Origin of the sequence: Vibrio pectenicida (assembly GCA_024347015.1) — a bacterium.
Taxonomy (GTDB): domain Bacteria; phylum Pseudomonadota; class Gammaproteobacteria; order Enterobacterales; family Vibrionaceae; genus Vibrio; species Vibrio pectenicida.
In genome coordinates, this window is record AP024889.1 from 1,472,181 (window position 1) to 1,498,382 (window position 26,202).

21 protein-coding genes are annotated in these 26,202 nt (G+C 39.6%); 6 read left to right on the plus strand and 15 right to left on the minus strand.

The annotated features are described in order from the left end of the window. Nucleotides 1-12 precede the first annotated feature (12 nt). A complete protein-coding gene (locus OCV27_RS07000) occupies nucleotides 13-738 on the minus strand; it encodes a DUF3581 domain-containing protein (RefSeq protein WP_125320660.1) in 726 nt (241 codons plus the stop codon). Nucleotides 739-1,564: 826 nt separating this feature from the next. On the opposite strand from OCV27_RS07000, the gene OCV27_RS07005 reads away from it, so the two are divergent. Together OCV27_RS07005 and OCV27_RS07010 are read left to right on the plus strand one after the other, a co-directional pair. Beyond that, a complete protein-coding gene (locus tag OCV27_RS07005) occupies nucleotides 1,565-4,210 on the plus strand; it encodes a hypothetical protein (protein WP_125322860.1) in 2,646 nt (881 codons plus the stop codon). A gap of 43 nt (nucleotides 4,211-4,253) precedes the next feature. After that, on the plus strand, nucleotides 4,254-5,075 hold the full coding sequence (locus OCV27_RS07010; protein ID WP_125322859.1) for an ADP-ribosyltransferase: 822 nt from the start codon (nucleotides 4,254-4,256) through the stop codon (nucleotides 5,073-5,075). 55 nt (nucleotides 5,076-5,130) lie between these two features. On the opposite strand, the gene hutH is transcribed toward OCV27_RS07010, so the two are convergent. From hutH to hutC, 5 genes are all read right to left on the minus strand, one after another. Then, on the minus strand, nucleotides 5,131-6,663 hold the full coding sequence (gene hutH, locus OCV27_RS07015; RefSeq protein ID WP_125322858.1) for a histidine ammonia-lyase: 1,533 nt from the start codon (nucleotides 6,661-6,663) through the stop codon (nucleotides 5,131-5,133). Nucleotides 6,664-6,690: 27 nt separating this feature from the next. Further along, nucleotides 6,691-8,388: a urocanate hydratase gene (gene hutU / locus OCV27_RS07020; RefSeq protein WP_125322857.1), complete on the minus strand. Its 1,698-nt coding sequence runs from the start codon at nucleotides 8,386-8,388 to the stop codon at nucleotides 6,691-6,693. A gap of 93 nt (nucleotides 8,389-8,481) precedes the next feature. Then, nucleotides 8,482-9,480 (minus strand): formimidoylglutamase, encoded by a 999-nt coding sequence (gene hutG, locus OCV27_RS07025; protein WP_125322856.1) that lies wholly within the window; start codon nucleotides 9,478-9,480, stop codon nucleotides 8,482-8,484. After that, on the minus strand, nucleotides 9,473-10,711 hold the full coding sequence (hutI, locus tag OCV27_RS07030; RefSeq protein ID WP_125322855.1) for an imidazolonepropionase: 1,239 nt from the start codon (nucleotides 10,709-10,711) through the stop codon (nucleotides 9,473-9,475). Before hutI ends, hutG begins: the two co-directional genes overlap by 8 nt. Before the next feature lie 108 nt (nucleotides 10,712-10,819). Then, nucleotides 10,820-11,533, minus strand: coding sequence for a histidine utilization repressor (gene hutC / locus OCV27_RS07035; protein WP_125322854.1), 714 nt, complete (start codon nucleotides 11,531-11,533; stop codon nucleotides 10,820-10,822). A 166-nt stretch (nucleotides 11,534-11,699) separates the two neighbouring features. On the opposite strand from hutC, the gene OCV27_RS07040 reads away from it, so the two are divergent. Then, nucleotides 11,700-12,443 carry a sporulation protein gene (locus OCV27_RS07040; protein ID WP_125322853.1) on the plus strand — a complete coding sequence of 248 codons (744 nt, stop codon included), beginning with the start codon at nucleotides 11,700-11,702 and terminating at the stop codon, nucleotides 12,441-12,443. Here OCV27_RS07040 and OCV27_RS07045 read toward each other — a convergent pair. Beyond that, nucleotides 12,440-13,438, minus strand: coding sequence for a DUF3187 family protein (locus OCV27_RS07045; protein WP_125322852.1), 999 nt, complete (start codon nucleotides 13,436-13,438; stop codon nucleotides 12,440-12,442). The two genes, OCV27_RS07040 and OCV27_RS07045, sit on opposite strands and share 4 nt — an antisense overlap. A 110-nt stretch (nucleotides 13,439-13,548) precedes the next feature. Continuing rightward, nucleotides 13,549-14,322: a nucleotidyltransferase family protein gene (locus OCV27_RS07050; RefSeq protein ID WP_125322851.1), complete on the minus strand. Its 774-nt coding sequence runs from the start codon at nucleotides 14,320-14,322 to the stop codon at nucleotides 13,549-13,551. A 316-nt stretch (nucleotides 14,323-14,638) separates the two neighbouring features. On the opposite strand from OCV27_RS07050, the gene OCV27_RS07055 reads away from it, so the two are divergent. The 3 genes from OCV27_RS07055 to OCV27_RS07065 all read left to right on the plus strand — a co-directional run bounded on the left by OCV27_RS07055 (nucleotide 14,639) and on the right by OCV27_RS07065 (nucleotide 18,848). Beyond that, complete coding sequence (locus OCV27_RS07055) at nucleotides 14,639-15,286, plus strand: thiopurine S-methyltransferase (protein WP_125322850.1); 648 nt, start codon at nucleotides 14,639-14,641, stop codon at nucleotides 15,284-15,286. Between the two features lie 250 nt (nucleotides 15,287-15,536). Beyond that, nucleotides 15,537-17,387, plus strand: coding sequence for an RICIN domain-containing protein (locus tag OCV27_RS07060; protein ID WP_337969418.1), 1,851 nt, complete (start codon nucleotides 15,537-15,539; stop codon nucleotides 17,385-17,387). Between the two features lie 258 nt (nucleotides 17,388-17,645). Then, nucleotides 17,646-18,848: a cyclic di-GMP phosphodiesterase gene (locus OCV27_RS07065; RefSeq protein ID WP_171359660.1), complete on the plus strand. Its 1,203-nt coding sequence runs from the start codon at nucleotides 17,646-17,648 to the stop codon at nucleotides 18,846-18,848. A 50-nt stretch (nucleotides 18,849-18,898) separates the two neighbouring features. On the opposite strand, the gene cdd is transcribed toward OCV27_RS07065, so the two are convergent. From cdd to OCV27_RS07100, 7 genes are all read right to left on the minus strand, one after another. After that, nucleotides 18,899-19,786, minus strand: a complete 888-nt coding sequence (cdd, locus tag OCV27_RS07070) for a cytidine deaminase (protein WP_337969419.1) — start codon at nucleotides 19,784-19,786, stop codon at nucleotides 18,899-18,901. Nucleotides 19,787-20,029: 243 nt separating this feature from the next. Then, nucleotides 20,030-20,707, minus strand: a complete 678-nt coding sequence (locus tag OCV27_RS07075; RefSeq protein WP_171359662.1) for a CidB/LrgB family autolysis modulator — start codon at nucleotides 20,705-20,707, stop codon at nucleotides 20,030-20,032. After that, nucleotides 20,707-21,072 carry a CidA/LrgA family protein gene (locus OCV27_RS07080; RefSeq protein ID WP_337969420.1) on the minus strand — a complete coding sequence of 122 codons (366 nt, stop codon included), beginning with the start codon at nucleotides 21,070-21,072 and terminating at the stop codon, nucleotides 20,707-20,709. The genes OCV27_RS07075 and OCV27_RS07080 overlap by 1 nt, the downstream gene beginning before the upstream one ends. A gap of 152 nt (nucleotides 21,073-21,224) precedes the next feature. Next, nucleotides 21,225-22,649: an exodeoxyribonuclease I gene (sbcB, locus tag OCV27_RS07085; RefSeq protein ID WP_337969421.1), complete on the minus strand. Its 1,425-nt coding sequence runs from the start codon at nucleotides 22,647-22,649 to the stop codon at nucleotides 21,225-21,227. A gap of 148 nt (nucleotides 22,650-22,797) precedes the next feature. Then, on the minus strand, nucleotides 22,798-23,463 hold the full coding sequence (locus OCV27_RS07090) for a substrate-binding periplasmic protein (RefSeq protein WP_337969422.1): 666 nt from the start codon (nucleotides 23,461-23,463) through the stop codon (nucleotides 22,798-22,800). A 255-nt stretch (nucleotides 23,464-23,718) separates the two neighbouring features. Further along, nucleotides 23,719-25,095, minus strand: coding sequence for an L-cystine transporter (locus OCV27_RS07095; protein ID WP_337969423.1), 1,377 nt, complete (start codon nucleotides 25,093-25,095; stop codon nucleotides 23,719-23,721). A 164-nt stretch (nucleotides 25,096-25,259) separates the two neighbouring features. Further along, nucleotides 25,260-25,919 (minus strand): NAD(P)H-binding protein, encoded by a 660-nt coding sequence (locus OCV27_RS07100; protein WP_420919483.1) that lies wholly within the window; start codon nucleotides 25,917-25,919, stop codon nucleotides 25,260-25,262. Nucleotides 25,920-26,202 lie beyond the last annotated feature (283 nt).

Sequence of the window (26,202 nt, forward strand, 5' to 3'; positions counted from 1 at the left end):
GAAATTATTGTTTTAAGCTGCTTGGTTCAGCTGCGCTAAAAAAGATTTTTTGCGCTCGTTGAAGCGAGTGACCAAATCATCAATATCATCTTGGTGATATTGTCTGAGACCACTAGCTACCATCCGTTTGATACCATTTCCAACAATTTCACTTCCTTGCCTAAAGTCAAAGTTGAGAGTGACAACACCGCGTTTTCCTTCAACGTTGAAGCTTGCACCGTTAAATTCAACTTCGGGGTTAGTTATATCCAATCGTGAGAATTCCACTTCCATACTTTCGTAGATAACCAATGGACGTTGGCAATTAATCATCATTTGCTGCTCTAGCATCAGTGGAACCATGATATGAGGGAAGTTCATACCTGAAAATTTAACATAACTAGTGATAATGTGCTCAATAAAAGCTGGATTGTTGTTTATATCACCCTCACGCGTCATTTGCAGATATTCTTTACCATTACAATCGACAACGCTTGCTTGCTTATCACATTTGTCCTCAATATGTAGTGCAATGCCCTCACTAACCATCCCAGAAAAATCAAAACGCATTTTTTGGCTGACGCCTTTCTTTTTCAGCAGTACAGCGAACAGAAGATCCCCTGGTACACAGAAGCGCTTGTTATCTTCATCATGGATAGGGTTGAAGTCACCTGCGACTAGTTTGGCAAAGTAACTTGCCTGTTGACGGGTAAAATCGAACTTCTTGTCATTGCTAGAAAAATAGGGTTTTAAAAACATAACTTACGCTAATTAGCCAAAACTGAGTTGAATTATATATGAGGTTTTCTTTTCAATGGTCCATCCAGTGACAAGTTGCATTAGTTAGGTCTTAGTTTGCCGAATGAAGAGAGTAACTCACTTAGAACTTGCCAATTCATACTAAACCATATGATTATGTGATTTATTTCACAGTATTTGATGGAATAGTAGCAAATTGTATTGCAAGAAGATTTATATTGGTTAGTTTAATATGTTATAAGCCAACTGATTTAATAGTATGAAAATAGAAAGTTCGTAAATTAATCGATAATTATATATCAACACTTACTTACATTTTCCTATGTTTACCAATTTATAAATTGGTTCTGGTCTTGATATGAATCTTGAATTTTTATCCAGGTAATTGACTGGTTTTTATTACCATAAAAATAATTAGTAAGATAAATATATATGATTTCAAAATATCTTATTTTAAATTAATGGTTTATATTTTTAATAGATAATGTCATGAAATTATAGTCGTGATAGGTTGAAGTTTGAGTCAGAAACAATATTTTCTAAATTCTTAATATTTGTTTTATTAGGAGTGGGTAATGCATAGATACTATTTAAATTACTGACTTTTAATCAAAATAACATTTTATTTGAACAGGAATCACATAGCTTTGATTTTTCTAGATTTTTTATATATCTAGGAATGTCTCACCGATTCTCCTTTTCAGCTTTACACATATTTGTTTTTTGGTTGGGAATTGTAAAGAGCATTGGATTAGATCAGGTTGAAATCTGATTGATTTGATCGCTCTAGCGAAGAGATTAATTTCAATCTAAATAGGAATCTAATATGAAGTTTCGACAGCTGGCACTGATTTGTGCCATGACGTCTCCCTATGCAAATGCGCTGCAGGTTTGCACTATAGGAGACGAATATCGAGTGCTTGAAGGTGAAGGTTTGCATCAAATACGCAAATCTAATTATCAAACTTTTAGTGAAGACCTAACCCCAAATAACTTATTTGGTTCAAACCCTATTCATCAGTCCGAAACCAAACCTTCTTTAATTGAAACAGAAGAAATCTTCCCTGAGACATCGTCCTTACTTGATGTTGGTCCTACTAGCGTTGTGACTCTTGAAGCCGAAGAGGCTGCAAGCATGTTAAAGACAATAGGACATTCGGCCATGGGGGCTGCAAAAGGTGCGATAGAAGTATTAGGCCCTGTTGGTGATGCTGTAATGGTTGGTTTGTGGGCTAATGAGGTAGCTCAGTCTTTCAAAAATGAGACAAACACTGGCTATGACCGTTTTGCGACAGTAATGAGTCTTGTTGACTGGTTTGGTGTATTGAGGTTACCAGAAAGAGAAATTGATCGCCAAATATTGGTTTCACGCTGGAATAAAGTAGCTGCGGGAGAACATTATAGTTTTACAGTTCACAATGACATTGTGACGCAGCAAGATAAGAAAGACAAACAACACTGGGCAGACTTATCAAAAGGTCAACAAGCTATGCTAGAGGATTTAGTAAGAGGTTTTGCTGCAGATGTTGCGCTAAAATATCAGCAGTATTACCAAGAGGCGGTGTTAGCTCAAACAAGATTAACTGAGGCATTAGTCAGTGCAATTGAGGAAGAAAAATACAAGGCAATCTATAACAAACTATCACTTGAAGAGTCAGGAAAACGTGTCTTTTCATCTGATTTTTCTTCATCTTGTCAGGCTGAGGTCGATGCATTGCTTGCACTATATCCCGAGCAAGAAATCAATAATAATCGTCCACCACTTATACCCTCTAAGCGGCAAGCCAGCCGCGCACTTGCTAATTTACAGCACTGCCAACAAGGCCAGCTAGACTCTGCACTCTCTTTACTTAATAGGGTGAGAAGTGGTTCAGTTGAAGGGCTAGATGGCCAATCGATGCACCGACTGTATCAACAGACTCTCAACGCAAAAATTATTATTGTTGAAACGGCGGCTCTGCAGCTGGAACAAATCAAAACAAAACTTATTGCTGAAATGCGCTCTGAAGGTCATTCAGTTATTGAACAATTATTTGAATCAGGTGCGGTAGAATCGGCCCACCATTATTTTACAAACCAAGCTGACTATTTAGCCATCGACGAAATGTCTCGAAGTATCTTTGGCCGACAAGCTACGGCGACTGAACTTCGCCAAAAATACTTTGTGGTACAGGAAGGTTATCGAAAATGTACCAAGATAGGTATCTTAGGCGGAGACCCTAATTTTAGAGGGTGCACTCAATATACTTGGATACCAGCTGAAATTGAAAAGTATGATTCTTCAAAAGATGCTGTGATTTCACAAATGGTGATGCCTAATCCAGAAGTTATTAAGCAAGTGTTTGAGCAATCTTTGGAAAACTTAATTGATTCTGGCTGGAACGCTCATCAAGAAGAGCATTGGCTTGAAAAACAGATCTTAAATTTCTCCGAGAAACAAAGAATTATTCTTAAAGCTGAACAAGATAAATCTATTGTCATGCGTTGGTTGTTTGACTCTTCACAAGCAATAGATTCTGAATGCGGAGGAGGTAATGGCTGTGCTGGATGGTCAACTGAGTATCTGAATAAAGAGCATCTTTCTCGTGATTCCTCTCTACACCATATTGCCAATTGGTATGCAAGAACTAAAAATTCAGGCTATTACGTACACTCTAAACGAAGGAAGAAGCTAGAGAGTCTTATCCCACAAGCTTTGGAAAGCGAATGGCAAGCCAATCATATCAAAGGTTTTTATAGCTATATTTACCCTGGTAGCTTTGATTTAGATAAATTTGCGCCGTTTATTTCTTCTGCACTTAAAGATTCAAATCTTGACGTAACAGACTTGGCTGCAACACTAGCTTTGGCTAAAGGTATTGTTAAAACACATATTGCTGAAGCAGTGAATACAGCTGAGCAGAAAAATGAAGGTTGGCTTAATCAGCAGATTGGTGACTTTCATCGCTATATATCCATTGTCCACGCCCAAAATACTTCAACTGGACATTATGCTTCTGGAGAACCAGGTGCAACGGGCATTTTTTCTGAGCCCTTACCTGCACATCTTTTACGTTACATGATATTAGACCAGTACCAGAATATTAATGAAGAGGAGCCCAGCTATTATTACTCTACTAACAATTATGCCGAGATGAGCTACGATACTCGTTTGCATTTTTCTATTGATGCTTTATTTGGTTCAAACTCAGTTATAGCAGGTGATATTCAGCAGTTAACGCAAGTCAACTCAATATATACCAATATGCCCGGCCAGAATTGTGCGATTGTTTATTTGCGGCTTAAAGACGCATTAATGTCAGTGTCTGCAAATGAAAGTCTATATTGGCTAGCACCTGTTTCGGAGTGGTTTGATAGTCTTACTCGTCAGCAATTTAAGCTGTTTAGCACGATTCGATTTGCGGTAATGAAGCAAAATGAACTCAATATTGGCTGTGATCTTAGCCCTAATAACCCTGAATATTGGCGTTAAATAAAGGATGAATATCGATATGAATGCAATAAAGGATTTCAATATGTCCAGCACACTATCTCGTCAATATAATAATTGGCAGTGGGTAAACATTAAAACTATCTTAATAACTTCTTTACTATGTTTTTCTGTACAAAGTTATGTTAATGCAGAAGATTTTGCCGAGTTTAAAGACCGCCACCTAACTAGTATAGAGGAAGAACAGCAAGCTCGAGATCTAATGCAATGGTCTACTGCTCATAATGCGAGAGCGGAAAAAAAAATGTTGCCTAGTGAATACAAGGCCATTGAGCGCTATGGCCGAGTTGATTACGATGTGATTAATGAATATATGAGAGCGGGTGAGCCTGAGCGGTATTTAGGGCCAATGTTTGATAACTCAATCAAGTCAAGTGTGTCTAATATACGTAGTGCACTGAACAAACTTCCAAATTACAAAGGAACTGTGTATCGCGGATCGTCAATTAGAAACGGCTTATTGGAAAAACTGAATGTTGGAGATATCCTCTACGAAAAAGCATTTTTATCCACATCCACTATTCCAAGTGTTGCTCGTGATTTTGCTTCGACAGGCGTTACTCAAGACCGCTCTATTGCTCAATTTAAGATTGAACTAAAATCATCTGGGCGGGCGATAAATGGTTATACGTTTAAAGACTATGAAGCTGAAATTTTAGCTAAACCGAACACCTATTTTCGTGTTGAGGCAATAGAGCGAGTGTCTACCAATAAAAATTACATCAAAATAAGAGAAGTAAAAAATCCAGTAAAATACGTTAGTGCTGAACCAGATATTCATGTTTATGATAGTTATAGTGGTGAGGAGGTCTCGGTTCGTTCACGTTCAGCATTGCGCTGCCTATGATAAAAATGTCGGCTGAGCGCTTGCGTAGCCGACAAATTAGCTCGTAAGGCGTTTTTTACATACTAGGTAAGAGCTTTTCGGGCAAGAGATGATTATGAACAGCAAGTAGAAGCAGATTATTCGCTTGTTCAATATCTGGTGCAAAATAGCGGTCTTTATCGTAGAAAGGTACTTTTTCACGCAGAATGTGTTTTGCTTGCTCGACTTTGGTGGATGATTTATTGGGAGCTCTGAAATCAAGACCCTGAGCAGCCGCGAGATATTCTACTGCTAATATGCCGCGTGTATTTTCAGCCATGTCACTTAACCGCCTAGCAGCAAAGGTTGCCATTGATACGTGGTCTTCTTGATTTGCTGAGGTTGGTAAGCTATCTACCGATGCTGGGTGAGCAAAGGTTTTATTTTCGCTTGCTAAAGCCGCTGATGTTACCTGAGCGATCATAAAACCAGAGTTGACTCCCCCGTTATCAACTAAGAAAGGAGGCAGTTTACTCAGCGCACTATCGATGAGCAAGGCCATGCGCCTTTCCGATAAACTGCCTATTTCTGCAATGGCAAGGGCAAGATTATCTGCAGCCATAGCGACAGGCTCTGCATGGAAATTTCCTCCTGAAATAATATCCCCATCGTCAGCAAAAACCAGAGGGTTGTCAGAAACAGCATTTGCTTCAACTTCTAGAATATCAGCAGAGTTGCGGATTTGTTGCAGGCAAGCTCCCATGACTTGTGGTTGGCAGCGAAGTGAATAAGGATCTTGTACTTTTTCACAGCTGGTGTGTGAATCACCAATATCGCTTTTCGCGTCCAGAAGTTCTCGGTAGGCGAAAGCGGCATCCATTTGTCCACGATGCCCACGGACTCTATGAATTCGGGGATCAAAGGGACGACGACTTCCTAGCGCCGCTTCTACAGACATGGCACCGCATGTAATTGCTGATGCAAATAAGTCTTCAGCTGCAAAGAGTCCCTGCAAGGCAAAAGCGGTTGAGGCTTGAGTGCCATTCAGTAATGCTAAACCTTCTTTAGGGGCTAATGTGATGGGCTCAAGCCCCGCAATTTTGAGTGCTTCAAGCCCTGAAATGATTTTGCCATTGTGGCGTGCTTGACCTTCGCCAAGCAATACAGTGCTCATATGTGCTAGGGGAGCGAGATCGCCAGATGCACCAACGGAACCTTTTTTAGGCACACAGGGATAGACCTCAGAATTGACCAAGTCTATCAACGCTTGTATGACAGAAAGTCTGATTCCGGAGAACCCCCGAGCAAGACTGTTGATTTTTAGTACCATCATTAAGCATACGGTTTCATCCGTCATATATTCACCAATACCAGCAGCATGGGAGAGAACGATACTTTTTTGCAGTGTTTCTAAATCTTGGGGTTCAATACGAGTGTTGGCGAGTAGGCCAAAACCAGTGTTAATACCATAAACAGTTCTGTTTTCTGCAATGACCTGTTCAACAATTTTGGTACTTTCGTCAATAGCAGGTATCGCTTCTGGGTCGAGAGATAGTTTGAACGACGAACGAGTTATATGACGTAGTTGTTTTAAGCTAATACAGCCTGGTTTTAGCGTTAAATTAAACATTTTTATACTTCCTTGCTTCAACCTTGATTATTTAAGTTTGCTCAATTCTTCATTGAGCATAGGCAGGTCTAACTTTTGATTTGCGGCGCATTGCTTAGCTATATCATAACCAGCATCAGCATGACGCATGACTCCTGTTGCTGGATCATTGTGTAGAACGCGTGAGATACGTTGCGAAGCATCATCACTACCATCGCAACAAATTACCATTCCTGAATGCTGTGAAAAGCCCATACCAACGCCTCCACCATGATGGAGTGAAACCCAGGTTGCACCTCCCGCTGTATTAAGTAGAGCATTGAGTAAAGGCCAGTCTGATACAGCATCTGAACCATCCATCATGCCTTCAGTTTCTCGGTTGGGGCTGGCAACGGAACCTGAGTCTAGATGGTCTCTACCAATGACGATCGGCGCTTTAAGTTCTCCATTTTTAACCATTTGATTGAATGCTTGGCCTAAGCGTTCTCTATCCTTGAGGCCCACCCAACAAATTCGTGCTGGCAAACCTTGAAATTGAATACGTTCACGCGCCATATCTAGCCAATTATGTAGATGTGGATTATCGGGGATCAGCTCTTTCACTTTTTGATCGGTTTTATATATATCCTCAGGGTCTCCGGATAACGCAGCCCAGCGGAAAGGTCCAATACCTTCACAAAATAGGGGTCTTATATAAGCAGGGACAAAACCTGGGAAATCAAAAGCATTATCGACACCTTCTTCAAGTGCCATTTGGCGAATATTATTGCCATAGTCAAGCGTTGCCGCCCCCCTTTCTTGCAGTTCAAGCATGGCTCTTACTTGAATCGCCATGGACTCCTTAGCAGCTTTTACTACAGCCGCTTGATCTTTTTGGCGCATTTCTGAAGCGTGATTCATGGACCACCCAATAGGTAGATACCCATTAAGTGGATCATGAGCAGAGGTCTGATCAGTAACTACGTCAGGGGTGATGTTCCGTTCAACAAGTTCAGGGAATACATCAGCTGAATTAGCATATAATCCCACTGAAATTGGACATTCTGATTCATAAATAATGGCGAGTGCTTCATCAAGGCTAGTGGCTTTTTTATCAACATAACCAGTACGTAAACGATAGTCGATACGTGATTCATCACATTCAACAGCTATCATGGAAAATCCTGCCATGGTAGCGGCAAGAGGTTGTGCTCCGCCCATACCACCGAGGCCACCAGTGATTACCCAGCGTCCTTTAGCGTTTCCGCCGAAGTGTTTTTTGGCAACAGAGACAAAAGTTTCATAGGTGCCTTGGACAATACCTTGTGAACCAATATAGATCCAGCTTCCTGCCGTCATCTGGCCGTACATCATTAGACCTTGTCTATCTAATTCGTTGAAATGCTCCCAGTTAGCCCAATGAGGTACAATGTTGGAGTTAGCAATTAGAACCCTTGGGGCATTGCTATGTGTTGGGAAAACGCCAACTGGTTTACCGGATTGAATTAATAATGTTTGGTCTTCTTCAAGTCTCTCAAGCACTTCTACGATTTTGTCGAAGCATTCCCAATTTCGCGCAGCACGTCCTATGCCACCATACACAACTAGTGAGTGTGGATGTTCTGCAACGTCAGGATCTAGGTTATTCATCAGCATACGAAGTGGTGCTTCAGTCAACCATGATTTCGCTCTAAGTTTGGTTCCTTGAGGGGCGCGTATAGTACGGCTAGTATCGAGGCGCATATCTTCAACTTGACGTTCCGTCATTAGTAAACTCCTTTTATTTCCAGTTATTTGGTTTGAAAACAGCCGACACAAAAGCATGACTTTTGTGTAAAAGGGCCGCTAAATCGTTATTGGTTATTTTTCAGAAAAGGCGTTAGCTATATCCCAACAAAGCCTTGCTGCAAGGCGTGCGGTTTGGCTGTCGACATCGTAAGTTGGGTTGTATTCAGCAATATCAGCGATAACTAACTTTTCTTTGTAATGTAAGACCCTATCCAGAAACAGTGCCATTGTATCCATACTGACTCCTCTCGCAGCTGGTGCACTCACACCAGGTGCAGTAGAAGCTGGGAATACGTCAAGGTCGATCGTGAGGTAGATATAATCACAGTTATCGATAAAATGTTGTAGTTGAGTAAGATGATATATGTGATTTAGATGTGCGAGATCTTTATCTTCCACAAACCAAACATTGAGCTCTTTAGCTCGTTCAAAAAGAGCCTGGGTATTACTTGCTCGACTGACGCCTAAGCATGCATAGTGGAATGGCCAATCATGCTTTATGCAGTAGTCATGAATCTGATTAAATGGTGTTCCTGAACTAGGTTTGACTTCTGTGTTGTTGCTTTCAAATGTTCGAAGATCGAAGTGAGCATCGAAATTAATAATACCAATCTTAGGTGCTTTAACTGGGTTGAGGTATTCAAAATGGCGTGCGAGTCCCAAAAATGAGGCCCATGCGACTTCATGACCTCCACCCAAAGTGATCACAGGGGTAGAGTGAAGTGCTGCTGCAATGACATCAGCGCATTCTGACTGGTACTGTTCGAGTAGATCGTCTTCACAGATTATGTTACCAAGATCAATCACTGTACTTTCTTTGTGCCAAGCCATATTTGCTAGTGCGCGTCGAATTAAATCCGGAGCTTTTCGTGCTCCAATTCTACCCTTATTCCGAGCAACTCCGGCATCACAAGCAAAACCTAATATACTCACCGCATTATGATATGGTTCTAGATCTTTGACTTGCAATTGTTTAATTATGTGGTGAACACGCTTTCCCAAAGCGCCATCTTCTTGATCATGGCGCCCTTGCCAATGGAACTCTTGGTTCGTTGTCGGTAGTTTAGACATGATCAACTTCTCCATTTACCACTCGAGCTGACAGCCGTTTTATTCCCTGCTGATAGCTAAAATCTGCTGGATGTTCGACATCCCAAATCGCAATATCAGCATCAAATCCAGCTTTGAGTTGCCCTTTCGTACAGCCAAACCCTAGGGCTTTGGCTGCATTAGAGGTCACTCCACGTAATGTTTCTTCAGGTGTTAAGCCAAAAAGTGTACACCCCATATTCATCATCATAGTCAAATCTGAGAAAGGTGAAGTGCCTGGGTTCATATCAGTTGCGATTGCCATTGGAATGTTATGCTGGCGTAACAGTTCGATTGGAGGGAGTTGGGTTTCTCGAAGGAAATAGAAAGCACCAGGCAATAAGGTTGCAACAGTGCCAGACTTTGCTAATGCTTTGACACCTTGTTGATCAAGGTACTCGATATGGTCAGCCGATAAGCCTCCATATTGCGCAGTTAGCATAGTTCCACCTAAGTTTGATAGCTGCTCTGTATGACCTTTAACATTTAGGCCATACTGCTTTGCGGTACTAAATACTTTTTCAGTTTGCTCTAGGCTAAACCCAATAGATTCACAGAAAACGTCGACACAAGAAGCGAGATTTTCTTCAGCTACCAATGGGATAATCTCTTGACATATAAGCTGAATATAGTCATTAGGCTTACCTTGATATTCAGGCGGAACGGCATGCGCAGCGAGCAAAGTTGTTACAACATTAACTTTGCGATGATCCTGCAATGCTTTTGCAGCGCGTAACATTTTAACTTCATCTTTTACCGTTAAACCATAACCGGATTTGACTTCAACCGTGGTGACACCGGATCGAATCAAGCCATCGAGGCGAGGAAGTGCAAGATCAATTAATTGATTTTCAGATGTTAGTCTCGTTGCCCTTACTGTGGAAAGAATACCACCCCCTTGTTTTGCAATATCTGAATAAGGTACACCATTTAGGCGCATCTCAAATTCATTAGCTCGATTGCCAGCATAGATAAGGTGAGTGTGGCAATCTATAAAGCCAGGCGTAACAAGTTTGTTTTGGCAATCATAAGTTCTGGTATGCATTGGAATTTGAGAAGGTAGCGCTTCTACTTTTCCCGATTTAATGTATAAATCAGTCGGATTAGAAATTGTGTACCCATGTTCACCAGATACCATGGTAACTAATCGGGCATTGGTTAATAACAACTCTTGATTCTTTGTATGAGGGGGGGAGATGGTACTACCATGCATCTTATGTTCATCCATTAATTAAAATGTATATACAAATAATCATTCAAGTCTAGAATTTGATCAAGATAATTGTTGAAAAAATGTGATCGCCAAGAAGAATGTTAACAACTAGATGAGTAGTACTTTAGAGCTTAGTTTGTAACGTGTTCCTGGATGGTATAATAGAGCCGAACTGACTAGCTTGTCATCACTCCATGTTCTGCGATTGAGTAATAGGCAAGGCTCATTCAATCCTAATTTTAATGCAGCTCGGACATGATCGCATGCAGCAATGGCTTCAACCGTGTGTTCTATTGCACTTAGCGGACAGTTATCCGATAGATATTGATTAGGTGTCATTTGGGTAAAATCTTGACTGAGATAATCTGGAGCATAAAGGCTATTGATCCATCGAAGTTCATACTGTATTGGAGATTTATCTTCTAAGTGTATGATTTCACTATAAAAAACATGACTATTTAGCATTACTCCCAGCTTAGTAGCAATCGAGTCATCGGCCAGTAAAGCTATTTGCTTAATCACTTTACTCGAATAATGTTTTCCACGAAGCTTGACTTCATCAGCGATGTTTTGAATATCTATTAAAGGAGATTCTGCTTTATCATCTGCGACACATACAAAGGTGCCCAGTCTGGGTCTTCTTTGAAGTTTTCCTTCTGCTACCAGATCACGCACTGCCTTGTTAACAGTCATTCGGCTGACTTTAAAGTATTTAGTAAGCTCCAGTTCTGTAGGAATACGGTGCCCAACAGGCCATTGTGCTGACTCAATCTTATTCGCAATATACTGCTTTATTTGAAGGTATAAAGGTGCTTGATTCATCGTGATTTATCTAATTATTATTTGACTATACAAATGTTGATTGATTTTGGAAAAAATTGCAACTCTAGTTATTTAACGATTACTGATACATTGGTAGAAATTACTTGCGGTTGAACTGTAATGCATGCTAGTAAAGCATTAATTATTATCATAAAAAGGGAAAACTATGTTTGGTCAGTTAAAAGCGTCATTGGGTATTGGTGCTGCAAAAGTCGATACTATTCTAAATAGCATTTCTTATGTTCAAGGAGATACGCTACAAGGTTCGATGAATATCTATGGTGGCGACGTTGATCAGCAGGTTGATGCTATTAATTTAAAACTTTGTACTGAAGTTAAAGTAGAAAGTGAAGATGGAACAAGTTACCAACATTTTACTCTTGGAACACTTCAGGCCGTCCAACCTTTTACTATTCAAGCCAATCAAAATAAGCAAGTACCATTTCAATTTAAACTTGAACCAGAAACGCCCATAACAGCCCTGAGCGCCTTAAAAAATCAATGTCAGGTTTGGCTAGAAACGAGTCTTGATATTGATTTCGCTATTGACCCTAAAGATCGAGATTTTTTGGAAATCAAACCTTTGCCAGCAGTTGCTAAACTTATTACTGGCGTTGAAGATTCAGGTTTTACAATGGTGAAAGCCGATGTTGAAAAAGGTTATCTAAAAGGCAGTAACTTTTCGTCAAAGTCGGGTTGTTATCAAGAAATTGAATTTAGAAATAATGGTCTGATTAATAAAAAAGAGATTGAATTATCTTTTATTCTCGATGCTGATGTCATTCACTGCCTCGCTGAGGTTGATCGCTCGTTGAGTTTTCGAGGAGACCAATACATTTCGTTCTCGTTAAATAGAAACGCAACAGATGCAGAAATACGCTCTGCATTAAGTCGGATACTATCGGTTTAAGGAGTTTCTGGTTCAAGGTTATCTACTGAACCAAAAAGGTATCGGTATCCAATGCCAAATGCGATATCGGTACTGTTATCAGCGTTAAACATATTTTCTATTGCTGTCAACTCTATCGCTGAGTTTTCCATTTGGTATCGATATCCGAAGGTAAACTCAGTCGAAGGTTTGGAAAACTCATCGTCACCACCTGAGACACCTTCATGTACAGCAAGTTGTCCTATAAGGTGGTGTTTTTCAGAAAATTGGTATCGGTAGCTACTGCCAATAGTCCAAGTACTAGAACGATATGGCATACTTTTAAACACAGTTGGTGTATTTCGGAAAGTTAAAGCTAATATAGCGTCTAGTGAATGTTTATCTCTGCGATAACCATAGTTGACTTGGATACCTTGTTCAAACTCAGAAGATGAAAAGATACCGTGATGAGTATTGTTATAATATAGAGATAGACCAGCAGACAGACCATGGTGTTTTTTTGTCATCAATTGGTATTGCAAATAGCTGGTAAGAGCGTGACTGAGACTTTCACTGCGAAAATTTTCAAGTTCAATACCATATGCTGGAATATCGATAATGAAGCGGTCATTGTTTACGTCTTCACGCCCATTTTGATCGATGTTAAACCAATCATGGAAAGAAGTTGTTAGTCGGTCCAAGTGATTATTACCGGCATAGTTCCATCGATAATTCATTTCAAGCTGCCAGTCTTGATGCAGTTGCCATTTCCCACCAATTGCTATTTGGTTTTGATAGTAATCGAGTTCATAGTCTGGAGTCACTGCCCAGATACTGGAAATTGTTCCTGTTCCATAAGCCTCAACTTGGTTTTCGTTCAATGAGAATCCAGACCGGAGTTGAGGAGACAAACTGTTAGTATGAAAGGGTGACTGGGTATAACTTTGTACCGGACCATAATCATTATGCGTTGATGCATTTCCAGCAATTGTCAGTACTGCAAGATAAAAAAAGCAAAACGTCTTTATGCCATTCATAATGCCTATTCTAATTCTTATATGACTGCTATAAGGTTAGCTTAGGTTATTGACGTTTGCTTAATTGGTTTTTTATAAATAGCCATTTGGATTGGCTATTTATTTGTGAATCAGGCAGCACTTAGATGAGTAGTGATGTATGGCTGCCAAGCGTTTTGATAAAGAGCTTTAGATTCTGTTCTCATTGAGCGAATTTGCGCTAGTTCAAATTCACTTAGGATACGGTTTTGCAATGCTGCCTGACGTTCAATCGTTTGGATACTTTCATAAAGATCATGCTCTGGCCCATTCTTAACATCAGCAATAGCTTTAAGGTGTAATTGCACTTCCGCGACAAGATTAGTTTTAGGCAACTGAACAAGCAAATTAAGATCGCGGTAACCTGAAGCTGCTGGTTTTTTGAAACGATTTTTAACTTTCACTAAAGTAGTTTCACGATTAAGAACTTCATACACAGACATCAGGCTTTCAATATCATTTGCAACTATGGTTGCACGAGCAAGATCAGTGATACGTTCTGTCTGACCATTAAGTTCATGGATGATTTTTTCACTTGCTCGTTGGGCAGATTTGATACCAGAAAAGCTCGCATTGGTTGATGTCAACATAGCCGCACTTTTACAGATCATTTCAAGTTCAGCTTGAGCTTGATGCGCTTTGCTGTAGAGCACATCAAAATCAGTATAGGGTTGAATTGGAGTTGTGGACATGGTTTGAACACTGTATAAGCCACTGAGATTATGTTTGAATGCTTTAGAACAAACTTGATTTTGGTCGATAGAGCATTTCTGCTCAGTGTCTTGTGTGGTCTGAACGGAGGCGAAAGCAGGTGCACGACTGAGCATTAAAAGCATCAGTGCAGTTGTTCGCAAAAATAAGCTCATTTACTCTCCTTAGATTTGTAGCTACTTGGACAAAGGGAATATTAAAGGCTCTGGCCGCCAAGAGGTACTTATCTCTTTTATCTACATGTGGGAGGTTTTGGACAAAAACAACCTATTCAAAAATCATCAATGCAATTATTTGAAGTAAGCCTCATTAAGTTTGAATTACTTACATCCACATGCTGCATACTAAGTACAAACAATTATAGCCATATAACCTGAACCTAATCTGAACGATTAATACAGTTTAAGGGATACCACTAATCCAGTGTTTCATATAGGCTATGAAGCACAGAAATGACGAAGGGTAGGTATAATGAAAGATGCAGAGTTTTGGCACAGTCGCTGGGCGGCAAATAAAATTGGCTTTCACCTTGAAGACGTAAATTCGCTACTTGTTCAGTACTGGCCTGAGACCAAACCTAGTAGTAAGGATAAGGTGTTTGTTCCCTTATGTGGTAAAACAGAAGATTTGGTCTGGCTCGCAACTAAGCACGAACATATTCAAGGTGTTGAGTTGAGCGAAATAGCGGTTCGTTCTTTTTTCGCGGAGCATTTTTATATTCCAACGGTGATTACAGTTAATGGCCAACATGACTTGTATCAGTTTGATGAGCTATCTATCTACACTGGAGATATTTTTACTGCACCGCTCGAACCTGCTGATATTATCTACGATCGTGCAGCATTAGTTGCTTTACCAGAATCTATGCGGGGTGGGTATGTTGAACGTGTTAAAAGCTTGCTCAAAGCTGGTGGAAGAATATTACTGATCACTACTGAGTATCAGCAAGAAGAAATGGCAGGCCCACCGTTCTCTGTAACTGAACAAGAAGTCAATAAACTGTTTTCAGAGTATAAAATTTCTAAGCTATACCGTGAAGATGCGGAACAAACGCATCCCAGAGTTATAAAGCACGGACTTTCAAGATTTGCTGAGGAAGTTTACTTAATTGAAAGCTAAGTTCTACTTTTTACATCAAGTGAGTCAATATTTTTATGACTCACTTGATGTTAATGTTGTAGATAGAAATCATTATTTATAAACCAATTATTTATTTCCTTATCGATTAAATTCAAAAAATCGTGCTGTAATTTTAAAATATTTACTCTAAATCCCATATTTAAATGAATTTTTTCTTTACCGTCATGGTCATATTTTAATAATAGTATCATTTTATTTTAATGTGATCTTAGATGTTAAATAATTGTTGATGGATATTTTTGTTGCCAGTATATTTCATAATGTAATAATAATTAAAATTAGAGAAATCATGATGACTAAATACTCTTCCCGACTGTTTTTATTAGTTGTGTTGGTTTTTTTTACACATATAGTATGTGCTGAGGATAATACTACTACTCTCGATATAGATAGATGTACTTTATTTGGTTATGAAACAAAATACCCTGCTAGATGTAAATATTATTTTTTAGACCTAGCCAATATTTCAATTAATGAGAGGGAAGATTTTACAAATAAGGTCATAGGTATTGGATTTTCATCTCCATATACGTTAATTACTTCTCCAAAAAATGTAGTCCGCCGACAAATATATATTATGGAAGAAAGAGAACTAGATTACATTACTAAAGTCATCAGTGATGATCACAATATTCATAATAAATCAAACAAATCTTCGATTGATGTAGGGAGTGTGCCAAATGTTAATAATTCACAAATTATAGAATTTGCTTTTCACCGCAGATTTACTATTGGTAGAGAAGGGAAAGGAAACACAAATCTAAAGTTTAAGGTGAGATACTACAGAAAATCACCATATTTTTATAAATTTGGTGACAAGGATAAATTTGTAGAGATTATCCTTGATGAAGGAGCTGGTCTTAATATGGGAGACGAAGAAGATATATATGCATCTTGGAAAAAAAATAGTCATACCAGTTATGTTTATCGAGAATATATAGATTCGACCAGTATTGGCATAAATGTTAATGAAAGCGAAAGGCTAGAAAACGGTGATATTTATCTCAATGATCTAGAGCCTAAGATGCAGGACCAAACAGATACGAGGATTGAAAAAGAAACCACCTCATCGATAAAACTTGGCCTTGGGCTTGCTCCTAAGCTTCCGATACAAAATATAGAATATCGACTTACCAATAAATATCAAATTAATAGTAGTAAGCAATTTGGTTTAAAAACTGAAGCACATAAAAATGGATATCAGCTTAAATATCTTAATAATACTTATGGTTCCCATAAAGAACCAGAAGCAGGTTTTTGCAGTTTAGGAACGGCAGATGGCTGGTGCTGGGACTGGGCAACATCAGAGGATCAACCTTGGAATTTTTCTAAATTAAGAGACAGGAATCCACTTTCTTTGCAAGGTCTTAGACCAGACTTTGTAGCCAAAATAGCTGCTAAACCTCAAGTTTCAGGCTTTTCCACCATAAGTATTCACTCAAAAGTGAACACGTTATCTCTATTTGGTCAAAATAGAATGTTTTTAGGTAGAAGATATATCATTTCTAATGAGCTTTTCTCGTCAGGAAATAACTCAAATTGGCGTAAAGATAGAAATTATGAGAAACACGAGTATGCAGATGAATTTACCATCTTAGTTGATTGGGATAGTCCTTGGTTTCTCGGGAGTGACGCCGTAACAATAAAGTCTGTTTATCTAAGCCAAGATAATGCGATGTGTTTAACAGCCGAAGCCAATCATCAACTGTCATTTAGGGAGTGTGTCGAAGGTAGTAAGGCACAAGCATTTGTTTATGACCAAGAGAAACGCTACAGAAGTGTCGCCAATTTAAATCATTGTTTGGATTCTTCAAATCAACAACTTAAACTTAGTGATGAATGTAATGATGACTATGCTTCTAATACTCAAGTTTGGTATTGGGAAGAGCCAGACCGTTTCACTAATGATGTTTTGTTTACTATCAATTCAGATCAATCAATCAGTTTAATCGATGCTTCAACCAACCAGCCTAAAATATTAAAGGTTGGATATGATGAATCTAAACCTAATGGGACACAATTTACTAGCCGGTTTGCAGACTTTGGTATGGCAACATGTTTGTGCAGTAGCATCGAATAACAGCTGTTAGCTGAAAAGCAAAAAATAATGAATCAAAACCCGACAGAACCAGCATCTGTTGGGTTTTTATATGATCACCCTATATCTACATTGCTAAAAATTAAATACTAAGCCGATGTAATTGTTTTGTATCAGAATTGCTTCGTACTGAACAACAATCTTCTCTTTAATTGCAATAACTTTCCAATGACCTGAATAAATTGAGTTTATAATTTAAATTACATTTATGCCATTATCATTGGCTGACGAAGTGATTAGATGAAGTTTGATCCAAATAATTCTATAAAGATACCCATTAACACACTGACAGTCGGGATGTTTGTTACTGCCATTGAAGATAGTGAGCGTGTCCATCTTGCCAATGCTGGTAGAGTTTCTTCAGAGAAAGCGATCAAACAGTTAGAAAAAAGTGGAATTAAATTCGCTTGGGTGGATCAGAGTCTATCTACTAAGGGTAGTGTGTTTAATCCTGTTACCGATAGCGTGTTAGATACTACTCCACGTCTAGTGACAACAGTCAAACGCCAGCTGCCTAACCGAAAAATAAGGCAATCGACGGCAGCGAAGATAATCCGTGATGCAAAAGAGTTAGCCAATAAACTTTTAAATGAAACTTTCGATGATACTGAGCTCATAGTCCCAAATCTTGAACGTTGGGCGGAAGATCTTATAAGTGAGGCATTGGATGACACGGATGCACTTCACTGTGTATCTGCTTTACGAAATAAAGATGAGTATCTGCTTGAACACTCGGTTAATGTGGCGACTTTGCTGGTTACATTTGGCAAATTTCTTGGGTTGCCGAGTGATACTCTAAAAAATATGGCGATAGGTGGAATTATTCATGATGTCGGAAAAATAAAAGTCGATGATAAGGTGTTACATAAGCAAGGAAAACTGACAGCTGAAGAATTTGAGCATATGAAGTTACACCAAGTATATGCTGAGCAAATTATCTCTGAAGTATCAGGTATTAGTCAGATAAGTCGAGATGTATGTTTGATGCATCATGAGAAACTTGATGGGAAGGGGTATCCAAATGGCCTTAAAGGAGATGATATCCCATTACATGGTCGTATGAGTTGTATTGTCGATATATATGATGCACTTACTGCAAACCGCTGTTATAAAGATGGAATGAGCTCTGCTGATGCATTTAAAGTTCTACTAACGTTGACACCTTTTCATCTTGATAAAGATCTAGTGTATCAGTTTATTAATTGCGTAGGCATGTACCCGGTTGGAGCAATTGTTGAGCTTAATGACGGGAAAATTGGTATTGTTTGGACCTCCAATATTAGCGAGCCACTTAAGCCTGAGGTGAAGTGCTTTTACTCTCGTAAATACAAAAGATTTATCGATGTTAAGTTCATGGACTTGAAAGATAAACGCTACAAGATTGAAAAGGCAATAGCACCGTGTGACTTAGAGATAGATCCCACGCCATTTTTCGACTTGTGACTAGTGAAATAAAGGCGTTGTTTACGATGTCTTTATTTCACTAAGTACGATTAAAGGGCTAAATAGCTGAGTGGAATATCGGGATTAATTGTTTCCAACGTAGATTGAGTGGTTTCTAAGTGGCTACAACTTCCTTCATACTTTTCAACTAATGCAATTGCTTCTATTTCGTCGAATGTTTTACCATTGAGAAGGATCTGACTAAGTGCAACTTGTAGTGGGGGTAGACTAGGGTTAAATGCAGCATTTTCAGCATAAGAACCTTGATAAATTTTGCCATCCTTGACCTTAATACTTACGCCACTGTGGTTTTTAGTGTAGGGGGCATAGCTTTTGTTGAGAGCATTAAGAGCTGAAGCGATCATTTCATCATTTTCTGTAGTTACATTGCCATGGTTAGCTTGTGCCATTAGACCAGATGTCACTCCGAGATCTGCTGGGCCAAAAGAATCTGGTAGGTAGCTTTGGAGTGTTTTCTCTTCTATTTTTGGCAGCTGCACCACAAGTTTATCGGCGGTTGTCAGCTCGTTCATAAACTGACGGCAATGGCCACATGGACTGAAATTGATGGTGATATCTGAAATGCCTTGCTCCCCTTTCATCCACGCATGACTAATAGCAGACTGTTCCGCGTGAACAGTTTGTCCTAATTGAGTTCCTACCATTTCAAGGTTTGCCCCAAAATACAAACGTCCAGATAATCCTCGAGCAATGGCGCCAACATAAAAATTTGAAATGCTTGCATGAGCATATGCAGCTGCGAACGGAAGTAGAGTGACTCTTAGATCTTTATCGGCAATACCAGATATTTGTAGCAACCGAGAGTATTGCTCTTTTGATAGTGTGGCATCAAAGTCATCAGTAAGCACAATAGGAGATAGGAAGTCGGCAATGTTTGTTGGTGCTTCAGCGAGTACGAGTTCAAGGCGGCTTCTCATTATAAATCCTTGTATTGATATTATTAAACATCTGCAGACCACTAAACTTTGGTTATCAGCGTGGCGCAATCTGATGTGGCAGTCCATTTTATGGTACAAAGAAATTTTTACTGTGATTTTGATCTGCATTATTAATGTAACGGAAATAATTTTTGCACATTATGGGTGATCTCACACATATTAACGATTGCATAACTACGGATAGCGAACTGAATCAAATTAGATAAATATAATCCAACATGCTTATGCTGCTAGCCATACTGCAAGCGTAAAGAAAATAGGTGAAATAACGGATGTGATGACACCGCATAGAACTAGTGAAAGAGAACTAAATGCGGCATCTTGGCCATTTTTTTCCGCACATGTAGCTGTACCAAGGGCGTGAGATACAGCCCCCATAGTTAAACCTTTTGCAATGGGGTGAGTAATATTAAGTAAGGCATATATTGGGTAGGCAAAAATAGCACCAAATAATCCTGCTAACATCACTAAAATGGCCGCGATAGAGGGTTCTCCTCCAAGGTGGCTTGAAATTTCCATAGCAATAGGTGTTGTTACGGATTTACCAAGTAGACTGGCAATCAAGCTTAGATCAGCATGCATATAGGAGGCAATTAGTGTGGTAGTAAGCATAGACATGATACTGCCCACTGTGCATGAAAGGATAATGATACGCCAGTTTGAACGTATCTGCGGAAGCTGCTCATATAGAGGGTAGGCGAGCGCTACGACTGCTGGTTGAAGTAGGTAGTTTATCCACTGGTTGTCTTGATAATAGGTGTCGAAAGGCACTTTAAGATAACTAAGACAAGGTATGATGACCGCTAAACTGATTAAAAGCGGATTCATTAAAGGGTTTCTCACTTTCTGACTAAGCCATCGAGCAGAGAAAAAAACGATTATGGTAAAGGTTAACCACATTATTTTTTGCCCTCTTTTAGTAGGCGATCGAGCATCAACCCTAATGTAATAATGACAATAAAACTGCCTCCGATAACACTTGTTAGCACAGGTAATGCGTTGGTATAAAGCATACCAAAGTGTTCCATTAAGCCAACGCTAACCGGAACAAATAACAGCACCATGTAGCGAATAAAAAGCGTTGAGCTGGGACGGACCCATTTTGAAGATACTATTCCACTAACAAGAAGGATAAACAGGGTTAACATACCTATAATACTGCTTGGTATTGAAGTGCCAAGCAATGATTGAATTGCATTACCTATCAATAAACATATGAAGATTAGCCCCATAGAAATGACATATTTGAGTAGTTTTTTTGTCATGGTTAGTCCTATTGTACAATTACAACTTAACTATAAACACAAACACACTAGGTGGTGTTGCCTAGTGTATTCTCCGACTTCGCATGACTAAATTATTGTTATGACGTCATTGCATAAGCGCTGCTTTGGTTAGGGTGCAGGTAATAAGCTGTTTAAGAGACTAACTTCTCAACGTATTTGTAGACTGATTTTAAAATAACAACCTTACTTTCGTCACTTTCATATTCATGAACTAAGTTTTCCAAATTGAGGATATAGTCTTGAATACGACTGCCAAAATAGTCTTGGCAGTGATTAGCCCATTGGTGTTGTTCAATATCGTTCAATGTTGATGGGAAGTTTCTTGCTCGGTATCGAAATAAAAGTGGCGCAATGCGTTGGTCATGAAAAGAGATGTCCAATGAACCTAGGTTTTCTGGATCCGTTTCTCTAATAATATTCATTGAGGTTCTATCAGCAGGTGAGAAAAAACCGTCATATAATTGCGAATCAATATCTTTGTTATTGACATATTCTCGTTCTATTGAGTAGAGCGAGACAAGCTTTTCACGTATTTCAGGATTTTGTTTAATTATATCGAGATTCTGAAGACATTGCTCTCGATTGATGCCAATTGTTGCCGCATTTTCAGCAGTGAGTGTTTTCGCTTTTGCTAGGATCGGGCATTTATTTAAGTGTATCAGCTTAATTGGTACAGGAAGCTCGTCTGGTCCTAGTTGAGAGCGTTTAGTATATAGTCGTTGATTAAGCTGCTCTACATCAAGGTCAAGAAGTGGTTGAGGATCTTTGGCCAAATCCACCACAATCACAGCATTTTGATTCGTCGGGTGCCATGCCAGTGGTACAACCCAGCTAGTATACTGACAATCGCGGCCCAACATACCAGAGACGTGCATCAATGGTGTCATATTGACGATATCCACCAAATCGTTGAGTTTTCGTTTATGGCGCATACTTAAAAAGTAATCAAACAGCTTAGGCTGAGCCGCTTTAAGCTTTTTCGTCATTTCAATTGTGGCTATAACATCGGCCATCGCATCGTGCGCGTTAGCGTGTTCTATGCCATTGGCAACAGAGAGGTGCTCCAGCTTAAAGCTAGTGAAACCTTCTTCATTTTCTGGCCAATTAATACCTTCAGGGCGAAGAGCGTGGCAGGCACGCATAACGTCTAGTAAATCCCAACGTGAGTTACCATTTTGCCAACTCCAAGCGTAAGGATCAATAAAGTTGCGGTAACAGGTATAGCGTGTGACTTCATCGTCAAAGCGTATATTGTTATAGCCCAAACTGGTGGTATTTGGTACAGAAAATTGTTGGTGGATCTGAGCAATAAATTCTGGTTCAGTTAGGCCATGGTTAACCGCAGTTTGTGGGGTAATCCCAGTGATTAAAGCTGCTTCTGGCGAAGGGAGGTAATCAGAAGGTGGTTGACAATAGATAACTAGAGGTTCACCAATAATATTAAAGTCCATATCAGTGCGTACGCCTGCGAACTGACATGGCCTATCGAGGGCTGGACTCGTTCCCCAGGTCTCATAATCGAAGAAGAAGAATGTAGGTTGTTCTTTATTGCTCATTCGCTTGTTGCTCTATATTTGTGATTCTTCACCACGAGTATTGTATATCAGTTGGTCAGCTAAGGCCGCTGTTTTCTTAATGTATGGCTGATTAAAGTTATGGGGGAAGCACTCGTACTTTACTTTTCACTATTGAAAAAAGGGTGGGTTACTTAAACTTTTCAACTAGCAATTTATATTCTGGGGTTTTCTTAAAGGCATCTAGCGCGGCTTGCATCTTGTTGACGATCTCTATTGGTGTGGTTTTGTTTACCGCGAAGTAGTTGTCATTGAATTTGAATTTATATACTGGTTCTATTAACGTCGTAGATACATTAAGTTCTTCTAACAGAGTTTTAGCTCCTGTCCAGTTTGTTGCCCACAAATCGATACGACCTTTGATAAGTTGCTGAGCAAGTAGCTCTGGGTCGTGTGAGCGTATGATATTTTCGCTTGGGATTTTTAATTTCTCGACACGTTTTTCTAAGCTATCTCCCCTTATTACACCGATGCGATATTTCATTAAATCCTTACTTGAAATAATGTTAATATTACTGGTCTTTCTGGCAATCAGGAAAGAAGGAGTGCCTTCGGATATAGGACCTACCCACAAAAACAAACTCTCTCGTTCAGGCTTTCTAGATGTAGCAAATAGCACTCTGCCTTTTCTTTTAAGTGTGGCTTTATAAGCTCTAGCCCAAGGTAATACGAGGATATCTTCGCGGCTGAGCCCCGACTTGGCATGTTTGGCTGTACCCAATAAAACTTCAACAGACAGCCCTGTTAAATTCCCATTAGCATCGATAAAGTTTAGGGGAGGGTATTCTTCGGTCATAAACTTGAGTTCTCCCCACGGGTCATACAATGGCAGACCAGCTCTCGAGACAAAGGACAGTAATACTAATGCTGTTACAAAAAGCGTTCGGAGCATAATACACAGTATCGTTAAGGGCGAAGTAAAGGTTCTATAATCGAGGATAGGCCAAATTTGAACAATCAGCATTGTATCTAGGGTAAACAAGCCATATATAATCTTGAAAACAAAGTCCTCGAAAGTTAGGTTCGAGGCTCAGAAATGGCTAAATTCACCTTAAGCTTTTTGTGTTTCTAGCTTTTCGTCAGGCAATCCCTTACCAATTAGTAGTCGGCTGGTAATAGTGCCTGCTGTTATTGCACCTGAGACATTCAGGGCGGTTCGAGCCATATCAATTAAAGGCTCAATCGAAATGAGCAATGCAGCTATAGTGACTGGAAGGCCCATTGCTGGCAACACGATTAGTGCTGCGAAAGTTGCGCCTCCACCAACGCCAGCGATACCGAATGAACTCACAACGATTATCGAGACTAGAGATAAGATAAAATGAATATCTGTAGGGTCAATACCTACAGATGGTGCGACCATTACAGCAAGCATGGCAGGGTAGATACCCGCACAACCGTTTTGACCAATTGTTGCACCAAATGATGCCGATAGGTTAGCAATCGCTGGTGGAACGTTCAGTTTATTGATTTGAGCTTCTACGCTGAGTGGGATTGTTGCCGCAGAGCTTCTAGAAGTAAACGCAAACGTAAGGACTGGCCAAATTTTTTGAAAGTAGCTCTTGGGGCTGACGCCGACAAAGGAAACCAGAATACCATGCACAACAAACATAAGAGCGATAGCGACATAAGAAGCAATGATAAAACCGAGTAGGTTAAGAATATCATTGGCACTAGAGGTTGCGACGACTTTTGCCATCAGTGCAGCGATACCATAAGGTGTTAAGGCCATAATCATTTTAACAAGACGCATGATGATAGATTGAGTAGCATCGACAAATATGCTTATCGGTCGTTCTAGCTCTTGTTTTTCCATCATTACTTTACGGGCTGCAATACCAGTGAGGACGCCGAAAATTACCACGGCAATAATTGATGTTGAACGTGCCCCTGTGAGATCTGCAAATGGATTGGTCGGGATGAAGCTGACTAGCATCTGTGGAATAGTTAGCTCGCTGACGGCTCCAACCCTATTTTCTAGAATTGCAATACGGGCTGTTTCTCTAGTACCTTCTACTAGGCCTTGTGCAGTTAGACCAAAGGCTTGAGTAATCATGATACCGACTAGCGCAGATATTGCGGTTGTCGCCAATAATATTGATATGGTTAAGCCGGAGATTTTACCCAGTGAGCCTCCTTTTTCTAATTTCACGACAGCAGAAATCATCGAAACTAAAACTAGAGGCATGACTACCATCTTCAGTAGGCTAACATACCCGCTACCAACAATATTTATCCATTCAAGCGTTTCATTGATAACCTGAGAATTTTGGTGAAACACTAGTTGCATTATAAGTCCAAAGGTACTCCCTGAAACTAAGCCGAGGAGAACCAACCGAGACAAACTGTTTTCTTTGTTTTGTTGCCGCATAATAAAAAACAAAATTGCGAAAAATATCGCCAAAGAAGCGATAGATATGAGTGACATAGCAGATAACCTATATTAAAAAATTTTATGACAGCATGTGATTCTGTAATGAACGATAATGATTTGCCAAGTAGCAATGAAATGAAAATTGGATATAAAATATAACCATTAGTTATTAGGCGGTTAGAATTGGACATTCGTCACAGAGTTAAATAATAACTCGTCTATTGGTATTGGTTGATTAAATTTCTCATTTGAATACTATCTAACGTTCGGATTCTATATTTAGAGTCAGAGAACAGGCTGTACTGCATTGCTTTTGCCACTTCGCTCGCTTGAATGGGGATAAGTTTGGCCAGCTTACCAAGCATCAATGGACGGACGGATTTAAGCACCAGTTGAACCACTGCTTCATCTTTACGTGGTGTATCTCTTAAACCCACAAGAGGTCCAGGTCTAACAAACGTGATATGTTCAAAACCCATACGTTCTATCGCCATCTCCATTTTTCCCTTACATCGTAAATAATGAGAAAGGGCATGAGTAGAAGCGCCATAACTTGAAGCGATAGCAATATGTGTGACACCTAAAAGTTTCATCGTTTGAGCTACTTCACAGACTAAGTGATAGTCAACGCGCTCTAGTTCTTGCTTAGATCCAGCTTGCTTGATAGTCGTGCCAAGGCAGATGAAGCCGTATTTTGGCGAAGACTTTTCAGCTTGCCAGTTTTTCACTTGTAGTTGGGAATCTTTTATGACTTCGAGCTTTGGATGAAAAAAGGGTATAGAGCTACGACTCAATGCGTATAAATGTGTGATAGGTTGCGCTTCTAGCATCTGTTTTACAAGCTCGGTACCGATTAAGCCTGTTGCTCCGGCAATCATAATTGCACGCTCGTTTTTTTCAGACAATGACCATGTCCTCAATAACCATCATAGATGGGTAGAGAATCTACTATCAAGTTATAAAAATCTGTGATCCATCTTTGAGGTTGCGAGTTTTGTTAGGCCTCGACCATCGAGGCCTTTGAATACGACAGTCGCTATGTGAGTGAAAACGGAACGCGTTTAAGCGTTTTCGGAGTGGATTTAGGGTGTTTCTGTTTCTTAGATCTTTGATTGGCAAACATACAAACCTCCATGCTCTATCAAACTTTGCCCTAGATTT